General features: G+C 69.4%; 19 protein-coding genes. 12 read left to right on the forward strand and 7 right to left on the reverse strand.

Annotation, left to right across the window (positions count from 1 at the left end):
- A complete protein-coding gene (locus tag H566_RS0114955) occupies window positions 1-1,038 on the reverse strand; it encodes a D-2-hydroxyacid dehydrogenase family protein (protein ID WP_028312068.1) in 1,038 nt (345 codons plus the stop codon).
- A gap of 342 nt (window positions 1,039-1,380) precedes the next feature.
- Here H566_RS0114955 and H566_RS0114960 point away from each other — a divergent pair, with 342 nt between their 5' ends.
- Both H566_RS0114960 and H566_RS25440 read left to right on the forward strand, forming a co-directional pair.
- A complete protein-coding gene (locus H566_RS0114960) occupies window positions 1,381-3,246 on the forward strand; it encodes a phosphoenolpyruvate carboxykinase (GTP) (protein WP_028312069.1) in 1,866 nt (621 codons plus the stop codon).
- Between the two features lie 234 nt (window positions 3,247-3,480).
- A complete protein-coding gene (locus tag H566_RS25440) occupies window positions 3,481-4,110 on the forward strand; it encodes an MOSC domain-containing protein (RefSeq protein ID WP_034411872.1) in 630 nt (209 codons plus the stop codon).
- Between the two features lie 100 nt (window positions 4,111-4,210).
- Here H566_RS25440 and H566_RS0114970 read toward each other — a convergent pair whose 3' ends face one another.
- Complete coding sequence (locus H566_RS0114970) at window positions 4,211-4,846, reverse strand: TetR/AcrR family transcriptional regulator (protein WP_034411874.1); 636 nt, start codon at window positions 4,844-4,846, stop codon at window positions 4,211-4,213.
- Between the two features lie 124 nt (window positions 4,847-4,970).
- Here H566_RS0114970 and H566_RS0114975 point away from each other — a divergent pair, with 124 nt between their 5' ends.
- The 8 genes from H566_RS0114975 (at window position 4,971) to H566_RS0115010 (ending at window position 12,340) form a co-directional block, all read left to right on the forward strand.
- Window positions 4,971-6,290, forward strand: a complete 1,320-nt coding sequence (locus tag H566_RS0114975; protein WP_028312071.1) for an NAD(P)/FAD-dependent oxidoreductase — start codon at window positions 4,971-4,973, stop codon at window positions 6,288-6,290.
- Complete coding sequence (locus H566_RS0114980) at window positions 6,287-7,063, forward strand: DUF1365 domain-containing protein (protein WP_028312072.1); 777 nt, start codon at window positions 6,287-6,289, stop codon at window positions 7,061-7,063. Before H566_RS0114975 ends, H566_RS0114980 begins: the two co-directional genes overlap by 4 nt.
- On the forward strand, window positions 7,060-8,379 hold the full coding sequence (locus H566_RS0114985; protein WP_028312073.1) for an SAM-dependent methyltransferase: 1,320 nt from the start codon (window positions 7,060-7,062) through the stop codon (window positions 8,377-8,379). The genes H566_RS0114980 and H566_RS0114985 overlap by 4 nt, the downstream gene beginning before the upstream one ends.
- A gap of 168 nt (window positions 8,380-8,547) precedes the next feature.
- The gene (locus H566_RS0114990) at window positions 8,548-9,057 is read left to right on the forward strand and encodes a chalcone isomerase family protein (protein ID WP_051378812.1); all 510 of its coding nucleotides are present in this window, start codon (window positions 8,548-8,550) and stop codon (window positions 9,055-9,057) included.
- A 16-nt stretch (window positions 9,058-9,073) separates the two neighbouring features.
- Window positions 9,074-10,426, forward strand: a complete 1,353-nt coding sequence (locus H566_RS0114995; protein WP_028312075.1) for an MFS transporter — start codon at window positions 9,074-9,076, stop codon at window positions 10,424-10,426.
- 59 nt (window positions 10,427-10,485) lie between these two features.
- A complete protein-coding gene (locus H566_RS0115000) occupies window positions 10,486-11,037 on the forward strand; it encodes a DUF3833 domain-containing protein (protein WP_028312076.1) in 552 nt (183 codons plus the stop codon).
- A gap of 4 nt (window positions 11,038-11,041) precedes the next feature.
- Window positions 11,042-11,818: an SDR family NAD(P)-dependent oxidoreductase gene (locus H566_RS0115005; protein ID WP_028312077.1), complete on the forward strand. Its 777-nt coding sequence runs from the start codon at window positions 11,042-11,044 to the stop codon at window positions 11,816-11,818.
- A 3-nt stretch (window positions 11,819-11,821) separates the two neighbouring features.
- On the forward strand, window positions 11,822-12,340 hold the full coding sequence (locus H566_RS0115010) for a nuclear transport factor 2 family protein (RefSeq protein ID WP_084545139.1): 519 nt from the start codon (window positions 11,822-11,824) through the stop codon (window positions 12,338-12,340).
- A 66-nt stretch (window positions 12,341-12,406) separates the two neighbouring features.
- Here H566_RS0115010 and mnmE read toward each other — a convergent pair whose 3' ends face one another.
- From mnmE to rpmH, 5 genes are all read right to left on the reverse strand, one after another.
- Window positions 12,407-13,906 (reverse strand): tRNA uridine-5-carboxymethylaminomethyl(34) synthesis GTPase MnmE, encoded by a 1,500-nt coding sequence (mnmE, locus tag H566_RS0115015; protein WP_028312079.1) that lies wholly within the window; start codon window positions 13,904-13,906, stop codon window positions 12,407-12,409.
- Between the two features lie 149 nt (window positions 13,907-14,055).
- Window positions 14,056-15,720: a membrane protein insertase YidC gene (gene yidC / locus H566_RS0115020; protein WP_028312080.1), complete on the reverse strand. Its 1,665-nt coding sequence runs from the start codon at window positions 15,718-15,720 to the stop codon at window positions 14,056-14,058.
- Between the two features lie 102 nt (window positions 15,721-15,822).
- A complete protein-coding gene (gene yidD, locus H566_RS25445; protein WP_211238106.1) occupies window positions 15,823-16,083 on the reverse strand; it encodes a membrane protein insertion efficiency factor YidD in 261 nt (86 codons plus the stop codon).
- A 28-nt stretch (window positions 16,084-16,111) separates the two neighbouring features.
- The gene (locus H566_RS27590; protein WP_051378814.1) at window positions 16,112-16,540 is read right to left on the reverse strand and encodes a ribonuclease P protein component; all 429 of its coding nucleotides are present in this window, start codon (window positions 16,538-16,540) and stop codon (window positions 16,112-16,114) included.
- Window positions 16,541-16,606: 66 nt separating this feature from the next.
- Window positions 16,607-16,741 (reverse strand): 50S ribosomal protein L34, encoded by a 135-nt coding sequence (rpmH, locus tag H566_RS0115035; RefSeq protein ID WP_028312082.1) that lies wholly within the window; start codon window positions 16,739-16,741, stop codon window positions 16,607-16,609.
- 398 nt (window positions 16,742-17,139) lie between these two features.
- On the opposite strand from rpmH, the gene dnaA reads away from it, so the two are divergent.
- Together dnaA and dnaN are read left to right on the forward strand one after the other, a co-directional pair.
- Window positions 17,140-18,633 (forward strand): chromosomal replication initiator protein DnaA, encoded by a 1,494-nt coding sequence (dnaA, locus tag H566_RS0115040; protein ID WP_028312083.1) that lies wholly within the window; start codon window positions 17,140-17,142, stop codon window positions 18,631-18,633.
- A gap of 534 nt (window positions 18,634-19,167) precedes the next feature.
- Entirely contained in the window at window positions 19,168-20,271 is a 1,104-nt protein-coding gene (dnaN, locus tag H566_RS0115045) for a DNA polymerase III subunit beta (protein WP_028312084.1), read from the forward strand.
- The last annotated feature ends 72 nt before the right edge of the window (window positions 20,272-20,343 follow it).

Below are 20,343 nucleotides of genomic sequence, written 5' to 3' on the forward strand. Positions count from 1 at the left end.
TCAGCTGCGTTGCCGGGCCGTCAGTGCCTCGGGGTTGACCAGTTTGGGACGCACGCGGTCGATGTCGTTGGCGACATAGGCGAGCAGGTTGTCGAATGCCTCGCCGAAGTACTTCTCGTAGCTGTCGCGCTCGACATAGCCGATGTGCGGCGTGCAGATCGTGTTCTCGAGCCGCAGCAGCGGATGGCCCTGGAGGATGGGCTCGGACTCGAACACGTCGAGCGCCGCGAAGCCCGGCCGGCCGTTGTTGAGCGAGCGCAGCAGCGCATCGGGCTCGACCAGCTCGGCGCGGCTGGTGTTGACGAACAGCGCGGTCGGCTTCATGCGCTGGAGGTCGTCATGCGTGATGAGGCCGCGCGTCGCTTCGCTCAGGCGCAGATGCACGCTGAGCACATCGCTCTCGCCAAAGAACTGGTTGCGCGATTCCGCCGTCAGATAGCCATCGGCGCGCGCCGCCTCGCGCGACCGCTCGCTGCCCCACACCATCACTTTCATGCCGAAGGCGCGACCGTAGCCGGCCACCAGCCGGCCGATGCGTCCATAGCCCCAGATACCGAGCGTCGAGCCGCGCAGCACGCGGCCCAGGCCATGGTTGGGCGGCATCGTGGCGCCCTTGAGACCCGACTGCTGCCAGGCGCCGTGGATCAGCTTCATGACGTACTGCGGCAGCCGGCGCTGGGCCGCGAGCACCAGCGCCCAGGTGAGTTCGGCGGCGGCCACCGGATCGCCCGTGCCCTCGAACACGGCGATGCCGCGCGCGGTGCAGGCGTCGAGGTCGAGATGGCTGTCGTTGCCCCGGCCGACCCGCCCGGTCTGCGAGATCACGCGCAGGTTGGGCAGCTTGTCGAACACGGCGGCGTTGAGCCGGGTGCGCTCGCGGATCAGCACGAGCGCCTCGGCATCGCGCAGCCGCACGCTGAGCTGGCCCGCGCCCTTGACGGTGTTGGTGAAGATCTTCACGGCATGGCCGTCGAGCCGCTTGAAGCAGTCGAGGTGGCGGACCGCGTCCTGATAGTCGTCGAGTACAGCGATGTTCATGTCGGCAATGGTCCGCGAAGCCCGCGAAAAGCGAAAGCCGCGTGAGGATGACGGCACGATCGATATCCCACGATACGGTATTGCACATCGTGATATGCAGCCGACCGGACCAGCCGCCCCGCCCAGCCGCCCCCGGCAACGACCGCCGCGGCGTCGACCCACCCTGGTTTCCCCTGCGTAACAGGTGCTTGAGCTTTTCGGCCTTGGCGAGGACGGCTAGCGGTTATGTTCATCGGCTCGGAAAAACAAGAACGACCGCGCGCGAATGCATGCCGCCGGCCCGCGCCACAGAGCGCCGCCGGCTCCGGATTTCGTCAATGTGATGTGTGGGAGAGGCACTTCATGAACCAAGCAGAAATCGCCCGCCTGGGCGTCCCGGACTACGTCCGCAACCAGAAACTCGTCGCCTGGGTCCAGAGCATCGCCGCCCTGACCAAGCCCGACTCGATCTACTGGGCCGACGGCTCCGAAGAGGAATACGACCGCCTCTGCGCGCAGATGGTCGCCTCGGGCACGCTGCGCAAGCTCAGCGATGAAAAGCGCCCCAACAGCTACCTCGCCTGGTCCGACCCGAGCGACGTGGCCCGTGTCGAAGACCGCACCTTCATCTGCAGCGAGAAGCCCGAGGACGCCGGCCCCACCAACAACTGGACCGACCCGGCCGAGATGCGCGGCACCCTGAACGGCCTGTTTGACGGCTGCATGAAGGGCCGCACGCTGTACGTGATCCCGTTCTCGATGGGCCCGCTCGGTTCGCCCATCGCCCACATCGGCATCGAGCTTTCCGACTCGCCCTACGTGGTCGTGAACATGCGTTCGATGACCCGCATGGGCAAGGCTGTGTACGACGTGCTCGGCACTGACGGCGAGTTCGTGCCCTGCGTGCACACCGTGGGCAAGCCGCTGGCCGAGGGCGAGGCCGATGTGGCCTGGCCGTGCAACAGCACCAAGTACATCGTCCACTTTCCGGAAACGCGCGAGATCTGGTCGTTCGGCTCGGGCTACGGCGGCAACGCCCTGCTCGGCAAGAAGTGCTTCGCGCTGCGCATCGCCTCCAACATGGGCCGCCAGCAGGCCGAGAAGGACGGCACCGGCTGGCTCGCCGAGCACATGCTCATCCTCGGCGTGACGTCGCCCGAGGGCCGCAAGTACCACGTCGCGGCGGCCTTCCCGTCGGCCTGCGGCAAGACCAACTTCGCGATGCTGATCCCGCCCGCCGGCCTCGGCGGCTGGAAGGTCACGACCATCGGCGACGACATTGCCTGGATCAAGCCGGGCTCGGACGGCAAGCTGCGCGCCATCAACCCCGAAGCGGGCTACTTCGGCGTCGCCCCGGGCACGAACGAGAAGACCAACTTCAACTGCATGGCCTCGCTCAAGGCCAACGTGATCTTCACGAACGTCGCGCTCACCGATGACGGCGACGTGTGGTGGGAAGGCATGGGCCCGGCGCCCGCGCACGCGATCGACTGGCAGGGCAAGGACTGGTCGCCCGAGATTGCGAAGGAAACCGGCCGCAAGGCCGCGCACCCCAACGCGCGCTTCACCGTGCCGGCGGGCCAGAACCCCGTCATCGACGAGGCCTGGGACGATCCGGCCGGCGTGGCGATCGACGCCTTCATCTTCGGCGGCCGCCGCAGCACCACGGTGCCGCTCGTGACCGAGGCGCGCAGCTGGGACGAGGGCGTGTACATGGCCGCGACCATGGGCTCGGAAACCACCGCCGCCGCCGCCGGCCAGCAGGGCGTCGTGCGCCGCGATCCGTTCGCGATGCTGCCCTTCTGCGGCTATCACATGGCCGACTACTTCGCGCATTGGCTCAACCTCGGCGCGAAGATGGAAGACGGCGGCGCGACGCTGCCGAAGATCTTCTGCGTCAACTGGTTCCGCACCGACGAGAACGGCAAGTTCGTGTGGCCCGGCTTCGGCGACAACATGCGCGTGCTCAAGTGGATGATCGCGCGCATCGAGGGCAAGGCGGCGGAAGGCGTCGAGCACGTCTTCGGCGTCACGCCCCGTTACGAAGACCTCGACTGGACCGGCCTCGATTTCTCGAAGGAGGAGTTCGAAAAGGTGACGAGCATCGATACCGCCGGCTGGAAACAGGAGTTCGAGCTGCATACCGAGCTGTTCCAGAAGCTGCAGGACAAGCTGCCGGCGCGCCTGGCCGAGATCAAGAGCGATTTCGAGAAGCGTCTGGTGGCGTAAGCCATCGCGCGCCGGGCCGCCTGATGACGGACCGGCGCTGCCGGCGGGCCCCGGGCCCGGCCGCTGCTTCGGCAGCCGCGCTGATCGCGGCACCGGTCAACGCCCGCCTTGTGCGGGCGTTGCTGTTTCAAGCCTGTGCGTGTCGCCATCCGTCATGGCTTCCGGATCATGGGCAGACGCGAGCATCCGCAACTAGACTCCCCCACTCCTCACAACTCTTATCCCGCGCGAAAAATGCATCTTCTGTCCATCTGCACCGGCCTCGCAGCGCCGCTCGAAACGCCCAAGGGCAAGGTCATGTCCGCGTTCGTGAAGACGCCCGTCGCGGGCGGCCGCGCCCAGGTGCGCCCGCTCGGCATCGAGGGCGACGAGCAGGTCGATCTGTCGGTGCACGGCGGCCTCGGCAAGGCGGTTTACGTGTACCCGTCCGAGCACTACACGCTGTGGAACACGATGCGCCGCCAGGCGCTGCGCCCCGAGGGCCGCGTGATCCAGGAAGGCCACATTCCCTTTGCCGACATTCCCGACCTGCCCTGGGGCGCGGTGGGCGAGAACCTGACGATCGCCGGCCTGCTCGAGAACGAGATCTGGATCGGCGACCGCATGCGCTTCGGCGAGGTGGAACTGGTGGTGACCGAGCCGCGCCAGCCCTGCTACAAGTTCGCGGCGGCGATGGGCTTCAAACATGCACCCAAGATGATGGTTCAGGCCGGCTGCTGCGGCTGGTACTGCGAGGTGCGCCGTACCGGCGAGCTGGCCGTGGGCGAAAGCTTCGAGCTCATTGCCGGCGACCGCTACGTCACCATCACCGAGCAGTTCGCGCTCGCGACACGCAAGCAGCGCGCGGGCTTCGGGCTGGCCTGAATCCCCGCATGACGGCGCGCGCTAGCGTCCGGAAGCGCCGCGCAGGAGCCATCACCACCGCCCGCCGGCGCCGCCTTGTGTCCCGGCGCCGACAACCGCCTCAGCGCGCCGCCAGCCCGTCGAAGGTGCTGGCCGCCACCCAGTCCACGATCTGCGCATTCGTGTACTGCCCCGAATCGCGCAGCATCGCCACCACCGGATCGCAGGCGCGCGCGAACAGCGTGTACAGCACCAGTTCACCTGGCAGCGACGTGTTGAGCTGGCCCGCCGCCTCGGCCTCGGCGATCCAGATGCCGAGCTTGTTGCTCAGGCCGATCAGCCGGTCCATGTAGTCGTCATTGCCCTGAAGCGCCGCGCTCAGCGCCGAGTTGTGCGACGGCAGCACCGGCATCTCGCCCGCGAGCTGGGTTTCCATCGCCCAGCGGGCCACGGCGCGCAGCTGGTCGATCGGCCTAGCGGCGCCCCGCGGTCCGGCCTCGGCCGCCGCTGCACGCAAGCCATCGACGAAGCCGAGCGCGCGATCGAGCGCAGCCACCATCGCCGCCGCCGCCAGCTGCTCCTTCGAGGAGAACAGCTTGTACAGGCTCGCCTTGGCCAGCCCGGCCTCGGCCGCGACCTCGTCAACCGTCATCGCGTCATAGCCCTTGGTGGCCAGCAGGCGATTCACGACCGCGACGATGGCCTCCTCGCGCACGCGCTGCATCTGTTCCTTGATCGAGGGTCGGTTACTGGCCATGAAGCGATTCCGGTAGATCGGTGAAGGTGAAGATACCGCGAAGTTCAGGATAAATATCAATGAGTAAATTTATTGAACTCATCAGTTCAACCCCTGTCGAAGCCACAAAGCGAAAGGGGAAGTCATGCATCGTGTTGCCATCGTCGGGTCAGGCATCGCCGGCCTCTCGGCCGCCCTGCGGCTGACCGAACAACAGCCGGACTGGCACATCAGCCTGTTCGAGGCCGGGGGCCATTTCGGCGGCCATGCGAACACCGTCGACCTCACGCTCGCCGGCATCACCCACGGCGTGGACACCGGCTTCCTGGTCCACAACCGGCGCACCTATCCCCGGCTCATCCGGCTGTTCGAGCAGCTCGGCGTGGAGGTGGCCGAGTCGGACATGTCGTTCTCGGTGCAGGTTCCGCGCGCCGGCGGCGAACCCGGCCTGGAATGGAGCGGCAGCTCGCTGGCCAGCGTGTTCGCGCAGCGCCGCAACCTGCTGCGACCGCGCTTCTGGCGGATGCTGAGCGAGATCGTGCGCTTCAACCGGCTCGCGACGGCGCTCGCCCGGCAAGGCGCCGACGCCGGCCTCGCCATGCCGATCGGCGACTTCCTCGACCACCACGGCTTCGGCCCCGCCTTCCGCGACGACTATCTGCTGCCGATGATCGGCTGCATCTGGTCCTGCCCGACCGACCAGATGCTGCGCTTCCCGGTCGCCACGCTCATCCGCTTCTGCCACAACCACGGCCTCATCCAGATCACCGACCGGCCGCAGTGGTACACGGTGCGCGGCGGCTCGCGCGAGTACGTGCGCCGCGTGATCGAGCGCCTCGCCGACGCCCGCCTGCACACGCCGGTGGTGGGCCTGCAACGCGGGCTCGACAGCGTCACGCTGCACACGCCGACCGGTGCCGAGACCTTCGACGCCGTCGTGCTCGCCTGCCACGCCGACCAGGCCCTCGCCCTGCTCGGCCCCGACGCCACCCGCGCCGAGCGCGGCCTGCTCGGCGCCATCCGCTACCAGCCCAACAGCGCCGTGCTGCACACCGACGCGAGCGTACTGCCGCGCCGCGCCGCCGCCTGGGCCGCCTGGAACTACGAGCGCGCCGCCGATGATCGTCGCGAGGAGGCGCGCGTCTGCCTGCACTACCTCATCAACCGGCTCCAGCCCCTGCCGTGGACCGAGCCGGTGATCGTCTCGCTCAACCCGGCGCGGCCGATCGACCCGCAAAAGGTGCATCGGGAAATCAGCTATTCACATCCGGTGTTCGATCTGGCCGCGATCGAGGCCCAGCGCCGCATCGGGGAAATCCAGGGCCAGCGCCTGACCTGGTTCTGCGGCGCCTGGTGCGGCTACGGCTTCCACGAGGACGGCCTGCGCGCCGGCGAGGACAGCGCCGACGCCCTGCGCACCCATCTCGTCACACGGCCCGCGCGTCATCTCGAAAGCGTCGCATGAGCACGCCGGCCCGCGCGCTGATCGGCTTCGGCGAGGTCTGGCACCGCCGCCTGCGTCCGGTCGAGCACGCCTTCCGCTATCGCGGCTACTTCCTGCTGCTGCCGATGCGCGGCCTGCGCGACGCACCCGACCCGGTGCTGCGCCGCAACCGCGCCGGCGCCATCAGCTTCCACGACCGCGATCACGGCGACGGCGGCGCCGACGCGCTCGCCTGGTTCGACGCCCTGCTCGCGCGCGAAGGCATCACCGATGCCGACGGCGAGGTCTGGCTGCACACCTATCCGCGCGTGCTCGGCTACGCCTTCAAGCCGGTGAGCTTCTGGTTCGCGCAGCGCACCGACGGCTCGCTCGCCGCCGTGCTGGCCGAGGTCAACAACACCTTCGGCGAACGCCACTGCTATCTGCTCGCCGGGCCTCGGCTCGGCTGGGGCTCCGAACAGCGCACCGCCAAGATCTTTCACGTCTCGCCGTTCTGCCGCGTCGAGGGCGAATACCGCTTCCGCTTCGAGCGCACCGGCGACGCCGCCGGCCAGCCCGCACGCAGCCTCGCCCGCGTCGATCTGCACGACGCCACCGGCCCGCTGATCCAGACCAGCATCGGCGGCGCCTTGCAAGCGCTTTCAGCATCCGCGCTGCGGCGGGCCTTCTGGGGCACGCCTGCGATGACGCTCGGCGTCATCGCGCGCATCCACTGGCAGGCCTTGCAGTTGTGGCGCAAGCGCCTGCCCTTCTTCACCAAGCCAGCCGCGCCCGAGCGCCTCGTGAGCCGATGAACAGCACCACCGCGCCCAGCAACAGCCTCGACCTTCCGGCCGAGACCACCCGCCTGCCCGCCACCGCGCGCAATGCGCTGCGCCTGCTGCACCGGCTGCCGCACGGCCGGCTCGACCTGCACCTGCCCGACGGCGCCCAGCTCCAGCTGCCGTCCGCGCCGGGCGCCGACCCGCGCGCTCGGCGAGTCCGCCCGATCGCCCAGACCACGACGCCACCGCCCGCGTCCGACACCGCCCACGCCAGCCTGCGCGTGCACGACTGGCGGATGTTCGACGCCTGCCTGCGATCCGGCGACATCGGCCTCGCCGAGAGCTACCTCGACGGCGGCTGGGACACGCCCGATCTCGCCGGCCTGCTGCGCCTCGCCATCGCCAACCGCGACCACCTCGACCGCCTCGTGTACGGCTCGTGGTGGGGCCGGCTCTGGCACCGCCTGGTCGCCCTGCGCAACCGCAACACCCGCGCCGGCAGCAAGCGCAACATCCACGCTCACTACGACCTCGGCAACGACTTCTACCGGCTCTGGCTCGACCCCGGCATGAGCTACAGCTCGGCCTGGTTCGAGGGCCGCGATCCGGCCGGCATCGAGCTCGAAGCCGCGCAGCGCGCCAAGTTCGCCCGCGCGCTGCGCGAGGCCGGCGTCGCTCCCGGCAGCCGCGTGCTCGAGATCGGATGCGGCTGGGGCGGCCTGGCCGAACTGGCCGCGCGCGACTTCGGCGCCCACGTCACCGGCGTCACGCTGTCGCGCGAGCAGCTCGCCTGGGGCCGCGAACGCCTCGCGCGCGCCAGCCTCGCCGAGCACGCCGAACTGCGCTTCGAGGACTACCGCGACCTGCCCGCGCGCCATGCCGCCGAGCCCTTCGATGCCGTCGTCTCGATCGAGATGTTCGAGGCCGTCGGCCGCGAGTACTGGCGCGGCTACTTCGGCGCGCTCGCGGCCTGCCTGCGCCCCGGCGGCCGCGCCTGCATCCAGACCATCACGCTGCGCGACGATCTGTTCGCGCGCTACCTGCGCACCCCCGACTTCATCCAGCAGTACATCTTTCCGGGCGGCCAGCTGCCGAGCGTCGCGGCCTTCGAGGGCGAGGCGCGGCGCGCCGGCTTCAGCGTGGAAAACCGCCTCGCCTTCGGCCGCGACTACGCCGAGACGCTTCGGCGCTGGCGCGCGAGCTTCAACGCCGCCGCCGACCAGGTGCAAGCGCGCGGCTTCGACGCCCGCTTCCAGCGCCTGTGGAACTTCTACCTCGCCTACTGCGAGGCCGCCTTCGACACCGGCAACACCGATGTCGTGCAGTTCACGCTGCGCCGCGACTGAGGCTGGACCAGGTAGATGCAAACCTTTGCAAATCCGCCATCGCCGGGCGTCACGTCCCACGCCGGCATCCGCACAGGCACGCCCCGCCAAGCCTTCCGGCGCCCGCCCGCCCCCGCGCGCCGCGCCCTGCTCGCGGCGCTGTCCGCTCTCTACCTCCCGGCCCTTGCCATGAACGCCACCGCAGCTCCCGCCACCACCACCGATGCCGCTCCCGCCGAGATCCGCGCCGACCTGCCCGAGGCCCGGCTCGTCGGCAGCGGCACGCTGCGCTTCTTCGGTCTGACCGTGTACGACGCGCGCCTGTGGGCTCCGCCCGGCTTCGACCCGCTGCGCTACGACCGCGAGCCCTTCGCGCTCGAACTCGCCTACGCGCGCAGGCTCGAAGGCGGCGCCATCGCCGAACGCTCGGTCGCCGAGATGCGCCGCATCGGCCCCTTCGACGAGGAACGCGCGCGACGCTGGCTCGCCCTCATGCGCGACGCCTTCCCAGACGTGACCGCGAACGACCGTCTGCTCGGCCTGCACGACGGGCGCGGCGGCGTGCGCTTCTTCCACAACGGCCGCCCGACCGCGAGCCTCGACGACGCGGACTATGCGCGGCTGTTCTTCGGCATCTGGCTCGCGCCCGCCACCAGCGCGCCCACGTTGCGCGCCGCCCTCATCGGCGCCGCGCGCTGACCTCGGGCCACGACAGATGAGCGCCATCACGCCTCCGGCCACCGCGCGGGGCTGGTACGCCGCCGCGAGCTACGGCGCGCTCGGGCTGCCGCTGGCCTTCGTCGCGCTGCCGCTCTATCTGCAACTGCCGCATCACTACGCCACCGTGGCCGGCGTGCCGCTGGGCGCGCTCGGCGCGGTGCTGCTCGCGGCGCGCGCCGGCGATGCGCTGATCGACCCCTGGCTCGGTCGGCTGGCCGATCGCGGCTTCGCGCGCGGCGGCAGCGCGGCGTGGCGGCTTGCGGCGGCGGGCGCGCTGCTGCTCGCGCTGGTCTTTCCGCTGCTGTGGTGGCCACCTACCGGCAAGGCCGCACTGGCGTGGCTCGGCCTCGGCCTGATCGCCTGCATGCCGGCCGCCAGCCTCGTCGGGCTCGTGCACCAGGCCTGGGGCACGCGCCGGGGCGGCACGGCCGCCGAGCGCGCCACCATCGCCGCCAGCCGCGAAGGCTTCGCGCTCGCGGGCGTGCTGTGCGCAAGCGCGCTGCCGCTGCTCGGCGGTCCGATGGCGACCAGCGTGGCGCTCGCGCTCGGCCTGGCGCTGGGGCTCGCGGCGCTGACGCGCTCGCCGGCGCCTGTGGTCATGGGGGACACGGCGATGCCGGCGCCGAAACGGACGCCGGACCCCGGTCCCAACGCCACGGCCGGCGCGGCCGTGCCCATCATCACCGGCCTCGCGGCCGACGCGCCCCCCTCGCCCTGGGCCATCGCCGCCTTCCGCCGCCTGCTCGGCATCCACCTGCTCAACGGCACGGCCGCCGCCGTGCCCGCGACGCTGCTGCCCTTCTTCGTTGCCGATCGGCTGCAGCTGCCCGGCTCCCAGCCCTTCTTCCTGCTCGCCTACTTCTGCGCCGCCGCGCTCGGTCTGCCGCTGTGGCTGCGCCTCGTGCCGCACATCGGCCTCGCGCGCGCCTGGCGGCTCGGCATGGTCGCAAGCGTGCTCGCCTTCGCGGCCACCCTGATGCTCGGCAGCGGCGACGGCCGGGGCTTCACCGCCATCTGTCTCGCCAGCGGCCTCGCCCTCGGTGCCGACCTCGCGCTGCCGGCGGCCCTGCTCACCGGCGTGATCCGCGACGCCGGCCTCGGCCAGCGCGGCGAAGGCGCCTGCCTCGGGTGGTGGGCCTGCGCCAGCAAGCTCAACCTCGCGCTCGCCGCCGGCCTCGCCCTGCCCTTGCTCGACCTTGCCGGCTACCAGGCCGGCAGCCGCGCCCCCGCAGCATTGCAATCGCTTGCAATCGCCTACGGACTGCTGCCCTGCCTGCTCAAGCTCGCCGCCGCCGGCTGGCTGCTGCGCGCCGAACGACACCACCCGCGATGGAGCCAAAGCGCATGACCACGCCCGACCTTCACCCGCACGACGCCCCGCGCGCCACGCCCTCGTCCGCCGCCCCGATGCCCGACAGGCCCGCCGCGCCCGGCCGCCGCAGCCTGCTCGCCGCGCTCGGCGCCAGCCTGATCCTGCCAGGCTGCGCCGGCCCGCGCCCGCGCGACTACGCCGCCGAGAAACCCGCGCTCGACCTGCGCGACTACTTCAACGGCAGGCTCACCGCCCACGGCATGTTCAGCGACCGCTCGGGCCGCGTGGTCAAGCGCTTCACCGTCGCGCTCGACGGGCGCTGGACCGGCGACGACGGCGTGCTCGACGAACACTTCCGGTACAGCGACGGCAGCACCGAGCGCCGCACCTGGACGCTGCGCCACCTCGGCGACGGCCGCTACACCGGCCGCGCCGGCGACGTCGTGGGTGAAGCCAGCGGCGAAGGCGCCGGCAACGCCTTCCGCTGGCGCTACACCCTTGCCCTGCCCGTCGACGGCCGGGTCTGGCATGTGGACCTCGACGACTGGATGTTCCTCATCGACGACCGCACGCTGCTCAACCGCTCGGCCATGAGCAAGCTCGGCATCCACCTCGGCGACGTCACGCTCGCCTTCACGCGCGGATGACGCCATGCCGCTGAACCCCCGCCTCGCCGACTGGCACGGTCGCAGCGCCTGGATCGTCGGCGCCTCCTCCGGCATCGGCCGCGCGACCGCCGCCGCGCTGCATCGGGCCGGCGCGCGCGTGATCGTCTCGGCCCGCGACGCGGCCGCGCTGCAAGCGTTTGCAGACGAGCATCCCGGCAGCCTCGCGCTGCCGCTCGACGTCACCGATACCGCAGCCGCTCGCAGTGCGGCGCAGGCGGTCGAGCGCCACACCGGCGGCCCGGCCGACCTCGTGCTCGTCTGCGCCGGCCATTACCGTCCGCTGCGCGCCACCGCCTTCGACCTCACCGAGATGGAGCGCCACCTCGCGGTCAACTACCTTGGCGCGCTGCATGTGCTCGACGCCGCGCTGCCCGCGATGCTCGCGGCCGGACGCGGGCATGTCAGCCTGGTCGGCAGCGTCGCCGGCTATCGCGGGCTGCCGCAATCGCTCGCCTACGGCCCGACCAAGGCCGCGCTCAACAATCTGGCCGAATGCCTGCACCTCGACCTGAGCCCGCGCGGCATCGGCGTGTCGATCATCAACCCCGGCTTCGTCGAGACGCCGCTCACCGCGAGCAACGACTTCGCGATGCCCGCGCTCATCACGCCCGAGCAGGCCGCCGCGCACATGCTGCGCGGCTGGGCGCGCGGCGATTTCGAGATGAACTTCCCGCGCCGCTTCACGCGCTGGGTCGCGCTGCTGCGCCACCTGCCCGACGCCTGGTACTTCGCAACCGTGCGGCGCGTGACCGGAGGCTGAGCGATGAGCACCCTGCCCCCCTCCGCATCCGGCGCCGTGTCCGGGCACGCACCTGTCACGAAGGACGCCCGCGCGCGCGACGGCGCCAGCTTCATCCGCGACCCGCGCACCGCCGCGATCGTGGCCGCCTGGGAAGGTCTCACGCCCGCCACCGTGCCGGCGCTGCTCGCGCGCTATGCCGACGACGCACGCTTCCGCGACCCGTTCAATGATGTACGCGGCCATGCCGCCATCGCCCGCATCCTCGACCACATGTTCCGCAGCCTCGGCTCACCGCGCTTCATGGTGACGAGCGCCGTGACCGAAGGTGAAGATGCATTCCTGATCTGGGATTTCAGCTTCCATCGCACCGGCGGCAGGCCGATGTCGATCCACGGCGTGACGCATCTGCGGTTCGCGGCCGACGGCCGGGTCGCATTGCACCGCGACTACTGGGATGCGGCCGAGGAGCTGTACGCGAAGTTGCCGGTGATCGGGGCGGTGATGCGGTGGTTGCGGGGGAAGCTGGCAACGCCGGCATGACGTTCATGAGCGCCAGCCGGGCCATCGTGACGGACCGGCGACGACACTTGACGGCGTCCGGCCGGATCACTTTCCGATGCAAAAGGACGAGAAGATCTTTCCGAGCAAGTCATCGGCAGTCACTGCCCCCGTGATGCTCCCCAGCACCTCCTGCGCCAGCCTCAGCTCCTCGGCGAACAGGTCGAGATGCGCATCGGAGAGCAGCGCGCCGCCGTCGGCCACGCAATAGCCGTCATCGAGGCAGCCACCGGTCACGTTGGCCCGCGCCTGCTCCAGATGCCCGCGCGCGGCCCTGAGCGCCTCCAGGTGCCGCTCGCGCGCCGTGATCGTGCCTTCCTGCGCCTGCGGCACGCCGACAGCCTCCAGCACGCGCCGGCGCAACTCGTCGAGACCGGTGCCGGCCCGCGCACTGATGAACACGCCATCGGCCGCCGATGCCGCGCCGGCCAACCCGCCCGTGCAAGCGTCTGCAAGCTCGCCGCCCGCCTGCGCCAGATCGACCTTGTTGAACACCTTCAGCACCGGCACGCCCCGCGGAAACCGCGCCGCGATCGCCGCGTTCTCGGCCGCGTCCGCCGCCGGGTCGGCCGCTGCGAGGTCATGCACGTGCAGCACGAGGTCGGCGCGCGCGATCGCGTCCCAGCTGCGCTCGATGCCGATCGCTTCCACATGGTCGTCGGTCTCGCGCAGACCGGCGGTATCGACGATGACGAGCGGAATGCCGTCGATCGCCAGCGTCTGCTCGACGCGGTCGCGCGTCGTGCCCGCGACGGGCGTGACGATCGCCACCTCCGTGCCCGCCAACGCATTCAGCAGGCTCGACTTGCCCGCGTTGGGCACGCCCGCGAGCACCACGCGCAGACCGTCGCGCAGCAGCGCGCCATGCCGCGCGCGCGCCAGCAGCGCATCGAGCTGGCCCTCGATGCGCCCGAGCTGCCCGAGCGCATCCGAGGCCTGGAGGAAGTCGATCTCCTCCTCGGGAAAATCGAGCGTCGCCTCGACCAGCAGCCGCAGGCTGGTCAGCGCCTCGACCAGCGCATGGATGTCGGCCGAGAAGCGCCCGTCGAGCGAGGCCGCCGCGCCGCGCGCCGCCGCCACGGTCTGGGCCGCGATCAGGTCGGCCACGGCCTCGGCCTGGGCCAGGTCGAGCTTGTCGTTGAGGAAGGCGCGGCGCGTGAACTCGCCGGGCTCGGCCAGCCGCAGCGGCACGCCGGCCGCGCGCGCGATCTCGATGCAGCGCGCGACCAGCATCTGCAGCACGACCGGCCCGCCATGCGCCTGAAGCTCCAGCACATGCTCGCCCGTGTACGAATGCGGCGCCGCGAACAGCAGCGCGATGCCCCGGTCGATCGGCCGCCCCCGCGCATCGGGAAAGGCGCCGTAATGCGCATGGCGCGGCACGAGCGCACGGCCCGGCGGCAGCGCGACCACGCCGGGCACGAGCCAGTCGAGCGGCTGCATGCCGCCCCTGGTCGCGCGCCCGCCCGACACGCGCACCACGCCGATGCCGCCGCGGCCGGGCGCGGTCGCGATGGCGACGATCGGATCGTTGTCGTGAAGCGGCATTGGCAAGGCTCCTTCAATCGATGCTGCGCGGCACGCGTCATGCGGTCGCGCGGATGCCGGCGCCGCAAACGCAGACGGGCCACAGGCTTGCGCCTGCGGCCCGTCGGGACTGACTGCCGGTCAGCCGCGCATGAAACGCGGCGGCGGAATCAGGCGCGGCCGAAGACCGGCTTGCCCTCGATCATCCGCGTGATCTGCCATTGCTGGGCGATCGACAGGATGTTGTTGACGCACCAGTACAGCACGAGGCCGGCCGGGAAGAAGAACATCATGCCGCCGAAGACGAGCGGCATGAACATCATCATCTTGGCCTGCACGGGGTCCGGCGGCGTCGGGTTGAGGCGCTGCTGGATGAACATGGTGCCGACCATGATCGCGGGCAGGATGAACCACGGATCGCTCGCGGCCAGATCGTGGATCCAGCCGATCCACGGCGCGTTGCGCATCTCGACCGCGGCGCCGAGCGTCCAGTACAGCGCCATGAACACCGGGATCTGCACGAGGATGGGCAGACAGCCGCCGAGCGGGTTGATCTTCTCGGTGCGGTAGAGCTCCATCATCGCCATCTGCTGCTTCTGCTTGTCGTCGGCGTACTGCTCGCGCAGCTTCTGCAGACGCGGCGTGACGGCGCGCATCTTGGCCATCGACTTGTAGCTCGCGGCCGAGAGCGGATAGAACACCGCCTTCACGATCACCGTCAGCGCGATGATCGACCAGCCCCAGTTGCCGAGCATGCCGTGCAGCGTCGAGAGCAGCCAGAACAGCGGCTTGGCGATGAAGGTGAGCCAGCCGTAATCGACCACGAGGTCGAGGCCCTCCACTTTGAGCCGCTCGTTCAGCGCGCCGAGCGCCTTCTGGTCCTGGGGGCCGATGAACAGGTTGCTGTCGATGGCCTTGGTCGCGCCCGGCGCGATCGCGCCGAGCGGCTGCACGGTGGTGATCGCATACAGGTTGCTGTCGACCTTGCGAGTGCGGAACTCGCGTTCGGTGCCGGCCTGCGGAATCCAGGCGCTCACGAAGTAGTGCTGCACGATCCCGACCCAGCCGTTGTCGGCGGGCTTGGGCAGCTCGGCCTTGTTCTTCTCGATGTCGCTCCAGGCGATCTTCTTGTAGTGCGTCTCGGCGCTGTAGAGCGCGGGGCCGCTGTAGGTCGAGTAGAAGCGCGATTCGCCGGCGGGCTTGCCGTCGTCACGCGTGAGTTGCAGGTAGAGCGAGGGGCTGACGGGCTGCTCGCCGCCGTTGACGACTTCGTGGCGCACCGCGATGTCGTAGGCGCCGCGACGCAGCGTCCAGATCTCGCGCAGCTTGACGTTGCCCGAACTGGCCTCGAACACGACGTCGAGCTTGTCCTGGCCGGGCGCAAGCGTCGTCGGGCCTTCGACCCAGACGAAGGGCGTGCGGTGATTGGGCAGCTTGTCGCCGATCAGGCCGGTCTGCGCGAGGTACACGCGCTCGCCCGGACGGTTGTCGAGCAGAACGATGTTGCGACTTTCGTCCTGGCCGTCGCGCTGGCGCAGCAGTTCGGCGCGCACGAGCTGGGCGCCGGCGGTGTCGAACTGGAGCGCGAGCACGTCGGTCGAGACATCGACCTTGCGCGTCGCGATGACCGGAGCGGCCTCGCCCGAAGGCACGGCGCCGGCGGCAGCGGCGGATGCGGTCGGCACATCGGCGGGGGCGCTGCCCGCGGGCGCGGGCGCCGTGGCGGCCGGACCGCCGAACAGCGACGGCTGACCCGACTGCTTGAGCCAGGCTTCCCAGAGGAGCATGAGGGAGATCGAGAAGACCACCCAGAGGATCGTGCGGCGGATATCCATGAAGTCTCGGACGGGTCGCGCGGGCGGACTCCCGTCCTGCGCGCTTGGGCTTTCAAAACGCGCGGGGCGCGTGGGGAGCGCGGATTGTAGCGGCGAGAAACGTCAGCGCCGGGACCGGCGGGCTGCCGCGATCGGCCGGGCACGCCAGTCGTCGGGAACCGGGTCGTGGCCGCCGTCGCACCACGGATGGCAACGCAGGATGCGACGCGCGCCGAGATAGCTGCCAGCGAGCGCGCCGTGCCGCTCGATTGCCTCGGCCGTGTATTGCGAACAGCTCGGCACGAAGCGGCATTGCTGCCCGATCCACGGGCTGAGCCAGAAGCGGTAGCCGCGGATGAGCGCCAGCAGCAGTCGGCTCGGCACGCCGCGCGACGGCTTCATGGCAGGAGACTCAGCCGGCGACCGCCGCCGGCGCGGAGACACGGCAATGCCGGACCAGCAGCTGATCGACTTCCTCGCGCATGGCGCGCCGGAAGCTTGCGCGATCCGGCCCCTTGCGCGCCTTGACGCTGTCGGGCCCCAGCTCCCGCCGGGCACGGAAGACGTAATCGCCGGGCTTCAGGCCGCGATCGATCGCGGCGCGCAGGGCCTCGCGCACGATGCGGCGCGCGAGATTGCGATCGACCGCCCGCCGCACGGCCTTGCGGCCGATCACGCAGCCCAGCCGCCAGTCGGGCGGCACGGCAGTATCGGACTCGATGACGAGGCGATCGGACGCCGCCAGCACGAAGAGATCGAAATGGCTCGATCCGCCGGCACGGCGCCGCTTCATGACTGCCGAGAAGGCAGTCGGGCCGACGAGCGCGCAGACACGCTTCATCGCGCCACTTTCGGAAGGGAGCTACGCCGCGCGCACGACTGCGCACAGCGCGGATTCACGTCGAGATCAGACAGCCAGACGCTTGCGGCCCTTGGCGCGGCGCGCGGCGATGACGGCGCGGCCGCCCTTGGTGCGCTGGCGCACGAGGAAGCCGTGGGTACGCTTGCGACGAACGACCGAGGGTTGATAGGTGCGCTTCATGGCGAAACCTCGTTTAAATGGACTCTGGGGAACCCGGCATTCTTCTGGCAGTTTGTCTATCTGTCAACCATCGCTTGACAGACCGCTGATCCGCCAAAGTGCCGAGCAGCTCGCCCGGATGGGTGCAAACCTGTGGATAACCTGTGGCCCGACCGGTAGAATCTCGGGTCTTCACAGCGCCCGGCTTTCTGCGCGCAGCAGTCACCGACGGGGGGTAATCGCGAGGCAGTCCAGCGATTGCCAGAACGCCCCAGTCGAGCTGATCCGCCCGCACCCGCGCGCCACCACTCGAACACAAACCCCCTGAACCCGGCATGCGCCCGGCATGCCGCGCGCACGCGATACGTCTCCTGCACGACGCGCAGTCCGACCCGTCGCCCGCCCTCGAACACTCCTTTATGCAAGCCTTTTGGGATGAATGTCTGCGCCGGCTCGAAGAAGAGCTGCCGCCGCAGCAGTTCAAGACCTGGATCAAGCCGCTGAGCGTGCAGGCCCTCGACACCGACAACCGCCGGGTCGAGATCGCCGCGCCCAATCGCGTCAAGCTCGACTGGGCCCGCTCGCAGTTCGCGGGGCGGCTGTCGGAGCTGGCGAACGAGCTGCTCGCCGGACCGGCCGAGGTGCGGTTCGTGCTCGCGGGCGCGACGCCACGCGCGTCTTCCTCGGTGGCATCTGCCCCGGCCACGCAGCCCGCCCCGGCGGCAGTGGCCGCGCTGGCGAACCGCCCGGCCGCACCCGAGGTCGCGGCGCCCGTCGTCATCACCCGCCGCGCGGCCCCGGACGACGACCTGCCCGACCCCGACCTGCCCGACACCTCGCCCGGCAGCCTGCCCGCCCCGCCCGAGCATCACGACCTCAGCCCCGCGCACGAACGCTCGCGGCTGAACCCCGATCTCATCTTCGACAACCTCGTCACCGGCAAGGCCAACCAGCTCGCGCGCGCGGCGGCGGCCCAGGTGGCCGAGAACCCGGGCGTCTCCTACAACCCGCTGTTCCTATACGGCAGCACCGGCCTCGGCAAGACCCATCTGATCCACGCGATCGGCAATGCGGTGCTCGCCAACTCGCCGGGTGCGCGCGTGCGCTACGTGCACGCCAACCAGTACGCGAACGACGTGGTCAAGGCCTACCAGCGCAAGAGCTTCGACGAGTTCAAGGCCTACTACCAGTCGCTCGACATGCTGCTGATCGACGACATCCAGTTCCTGGCCAACAAGACGCGCACCCAGGAAGAGTTCTTCTACGCCTTTGAGGCGCTGGTCGCCGCGCGCAAGCAGATCATCATCACCAGCGACACCTACCCGAAGGAACTCACCAACATCGAGGACCGGCTCAAGTCGCGCTTCGAGTCGGGGCTGACGGTGGCGATCGAGCCGCCCGAGCTGGAGATGCGGGTCGCCATCCTGATCAAGAAGGCGGACCTCGAAGGTGTGGACATCTCCGAGGAAGTGGCCTTCTTCATCGCCAAGCATCTGCGCAGCAATGTGCGCGAGCTGGAAGGCGCGCTGCGCAAGGTGCTCGCCTACTCGTCCTTCCACGGCCGCCAGGTGACGGTGGAAGTGGCCAAGGAAGCGCTGCGCGACCTGCTCGCGGTGCGCAGCGGCCAGATCACGGTCGAGAACATCCAGAAGACGGTGGCCGACTACTACAAGATCAAGGTCGCCGACATGTACTCGAAGCGCCGGCCGACCAACATCGCCAAGCCGCGCCAGATCGCGATGTATCTCGCCAAGGAACTCACGCAGAAGTCGCTGCCCGAGATCGGCGAGCTGTTTGGCGGCCGCGACCACACCACCGTGCTGCACGCGGTGCGCAAGATCGCCAACGACCGCCAGAACGACACCGAGCTGAACCACGCGCTCCACGTGCTGGAGCAGACGCTCAAGAGCTGATCGCAAGAGAAATCTGTGGACAAGCACCGCAGCGATTGTGCGAAAGCGCGGTTTTCCCGCCCCGCCGACCGTAGCAAGCCATTTTGTCCACAGATCACGCGACCGAGTCCCGAGCGCTTGTGCCTGAACCCAAGTGGCTGATTGCAAAGCACAAGACGATGTTGTCCACAGAAAACCGGACCGATCATCATCAAGGTCAGTTAAATAAAAAGACTTCAGGAACAAAGCAGTGAAAGCGCCAGAACCGCACCGTCAGACCGGGTTGCAAGCCCTTGCAGGACAGGTCTGCAAGCCATGAAGTCGGTCCGGAAATCTGTGGAAAACCTCGGCGCCGTTTGTGACCAAGCCAGCCTCCATGCATCACCCCCCGGAAACCGTCCTGAACTGTCCACAGAGACGGCGACCGATCGCAGAAGGCTTGCGCCTGAAGCCAAGTCGTTGAACGGATGAAGGAAACGCGACTTATCCACAGAAATCGCGACCGATCATCATCACTTTCAGTAAGTCAAAAAGAAACTTCTTCAAGGAATAGACATGCAGCTCGTCCAGACCCAAAGGGACACCCTGTTGCGCCCCTTGCAGATCGTCAGCGGCATCGTCGAGCGTCGGCACACGCTCCCGATCCTCGCGAACATCCTGGTGCGCAAGCAGGGCGAAGAGGTTTCCTTCGTGGCGACCGACATCGAGATCCAGATCACCACGCGCGCGAGCATCGGCGCCGGCACGGACGACGCGGCCACGACGGTCGCGGCGCGCAAGCTGCTCGACATCCTTCGCGCGCTGCCGGGCGGTGACGTCAAGCTCACGCTGGCCGACAAGAAGCTCGGCATCGACAGCGGCAAGAGCCGCTTCAAGCTCCAGACGCTGCCGGCGGAAGACTTCCCGGTCGTCAACACGCCCGACAAGTTCATCGCCTCGTTCTCGATGCCCGAGAAGACGCTCAAGCGCCTGTTCGCGCAGGTGCATTTCGCGATGGCGCAGCAGGACATCCGCTACTACCTGAACGGCCTGCTGCTCGTGACGGGCGCGGGCCGCGTCTCGGCGGTCGCCACCGACGGCCACCGCCTCGCCTTCGCCACCAACGAGATCGAAGGCGAAGTGCCCAAGGCCGACGTGATCATTCCGCGCAAGACCATCCTCGAACTGCAACGCCTGCTCGGCGACAGCGAGGAGCCGGTGAAGATCGAGATCGCGCAGAACCAGATCCGCTTCACCTTCGGCGACATCGAGCTCATCTCCAAGCTGGTCGAGGGCAAGTTCCCCGACTACCAGCGCGTGATCCCGAGCGGCTACACCAAGAGCTTCTCCATCCGCCGCGAGGAGCTGCTGCATTCGCTGCAACGCGCGGCCATCCTCACGAGCGACAAGTTCAAGGGCGTGCGCCTCTCGCTCCAGGCCGGGACGCTCGCGATCAGCTCCACCAATGCCGAGCAGGAAGATGCATTGGAAGAGCTGGAAATCGAATGGGCGCACGAGCCGATCGATATCGGCTTCAACGTGAGCTACCTGCTCGACGTGCTCAACAACCTCAAGAACGAGAGCGTGCAGGTCGCGCTGGGCGATGCCAATTCGTCGGCCCTGCTCACCCTGCCCGAGGACGAGAGCTTCAAGTACGTCGTCATGCCGATGCGCATCTGAGCGCAATGCCATGAACGGGCCCGCGCCGAGCCCGCGATGCAATCGGCGGCACCGCAAGACCAAGTGATTGGG

The sequence above is a fragment of the Derxia gummosa DSM 723 genome, from assembly GCF_000482785.1.
Classification (GTDB): domain Bacteria; phylum Pseudomonadota; class Gammaproteobacteria; order Burkholderiales; family Burkholderiaceae_E; genus Derxia; species Derxia gummosa.

What these genes read in the sequence shown, in the direction of transcription:
- H566_RS0114955 (WP_028312068.1), bottom strand. Translation starts at nt 1,038, where the DNA reads ATGAACATCGCTGTACTCGACGACTATCAGGACGCGGTCCGCCACCTC.
- H566_RS0114960 (WP_028312069.1), top strand. Translation starts at nt 1,381, where the DNA reads ATGAACCAAGCAGAAATCGCCCGCCTGGGCGTCCCGGACTACGTCCGC.
- H566_RS25440 (WP_034411872.1), top strand. Translation starts at nt 3,481, where the DNA reads ATGCATCTTCTGTCCATCTGCACCGGCCTCGCAGCGCCGCTCGAAACG.
- H566_RS0114970 (WP_034411874.1), bottom strand. Translation starts at nt 4,846, where the DNA reads ATGGCCAGTAACCGACCCTCGATCAAGGAACAGATGCAGCGCGTGCGC.
- H566_RS0114975 (WP_028312071.1), top strand. Translation starts at nt 4,971, where the DNA reads ATGCATCGTGTTGCCATCGTCGGGTCAGGCATCGCCGGCCTCTCGGCC.
- H566_RS0114980 (WP_028312072.1), top strand. Translation starts at nt 6,287, where the DNA reads ATGAGCACGCCGGCCCGCGCGCTGATCGGCTTCGGCGAGGTCTGGCAC.
- H566_RS0114985 (WP_028312073.1), top strand. Translation starts at nt 7,060, where the DNA reads ATGAACAGCACCACCGCGCCCAGCAACAGCCTCGACCTTCCGGCCGAG.
- H566_RS0114990 (WP_051378812.1), top strand. Translation starts at nt 8,548, where the DNA reads ATGAACGCCACCGCAGCTCCCGCCACCACCACCGATGCCGCTCCCGCC.
- H566_RS0114995 (WP_028312075.1), top strand. Translation starts at nt 9,074, where the DNA reads ATGAGCGCCATCACGCCTCCGGCCACCGCGCGGGGCTGGTACGCCGCC.
- H566_RS0115000 (WP_028312076.1), top strand. Translation starts at nt 10,486, where the DNA reads ATGCCCGACAGGCCCGCCGCGCCCGGCCGCCGCAGCCTGCTCGCCGCG.
- H566_RS0115005 (WP_028312077.1), top strand. Translation starts at nt 11,042, where the DNA reads ATGCCGCTGAACCCCCGCCTCGCCGACTGGCACGGTCGCAGCGCCTGG.
- H566_RS0115010 (WP_084545139.1), top strand. Translation starts at nt 11,822, where the DNA reads ATGAGCACCCTGCCCCCCTCCGCATCCGGCGCCGTGTCCGGGCACGCA.
- mnmE (WP_028312079.1), bottom strand. Translation starts at nt 13,906, where the DNA reads ATGCCGCTTCACGACAACGATCCGATCGTCGCCATCGCGACCGCGCCC.
- yidC (WP_028312080.1), bottom strand. Translation starts at nt 15,720, where the DNA reads ATGGATATCCGCCGCACGATCCTCTGGGTGGTCTTCTCGATCTCCCTC.
- H566_RS27590 (WP_051378814.1), bottom strand. Translation starts at nt 16,540, where the DNA reads ATGAAGCGTGTCTGCGCGCTCGTCGGCCCGACTGCCTTCTCGGCAGTC.
- rpmH (WP_028312082.1), bottom strand. Translation starts at nt 16,741, where the DNA reads ATGAAGCGCACCTATCAACCCTCGGTCGTTCGTCGCAAGCGTACCCAC.
- dnaA (WP_028312083.1), top strand. Translation starts at nt 17,140, where the DNA reads ATGCAAGCCTTTTGGGATGAATGTCTGCGCCGGCTCGAAGAAGAGCTG.
- dnaN (WP_028312084.1), top strand. Translation starts at nt 19,168, where the DNA reads ATGCAGCTCGTCCAGACCCAAAGGGACACCCTGTTGCGCCCCTTGCAG.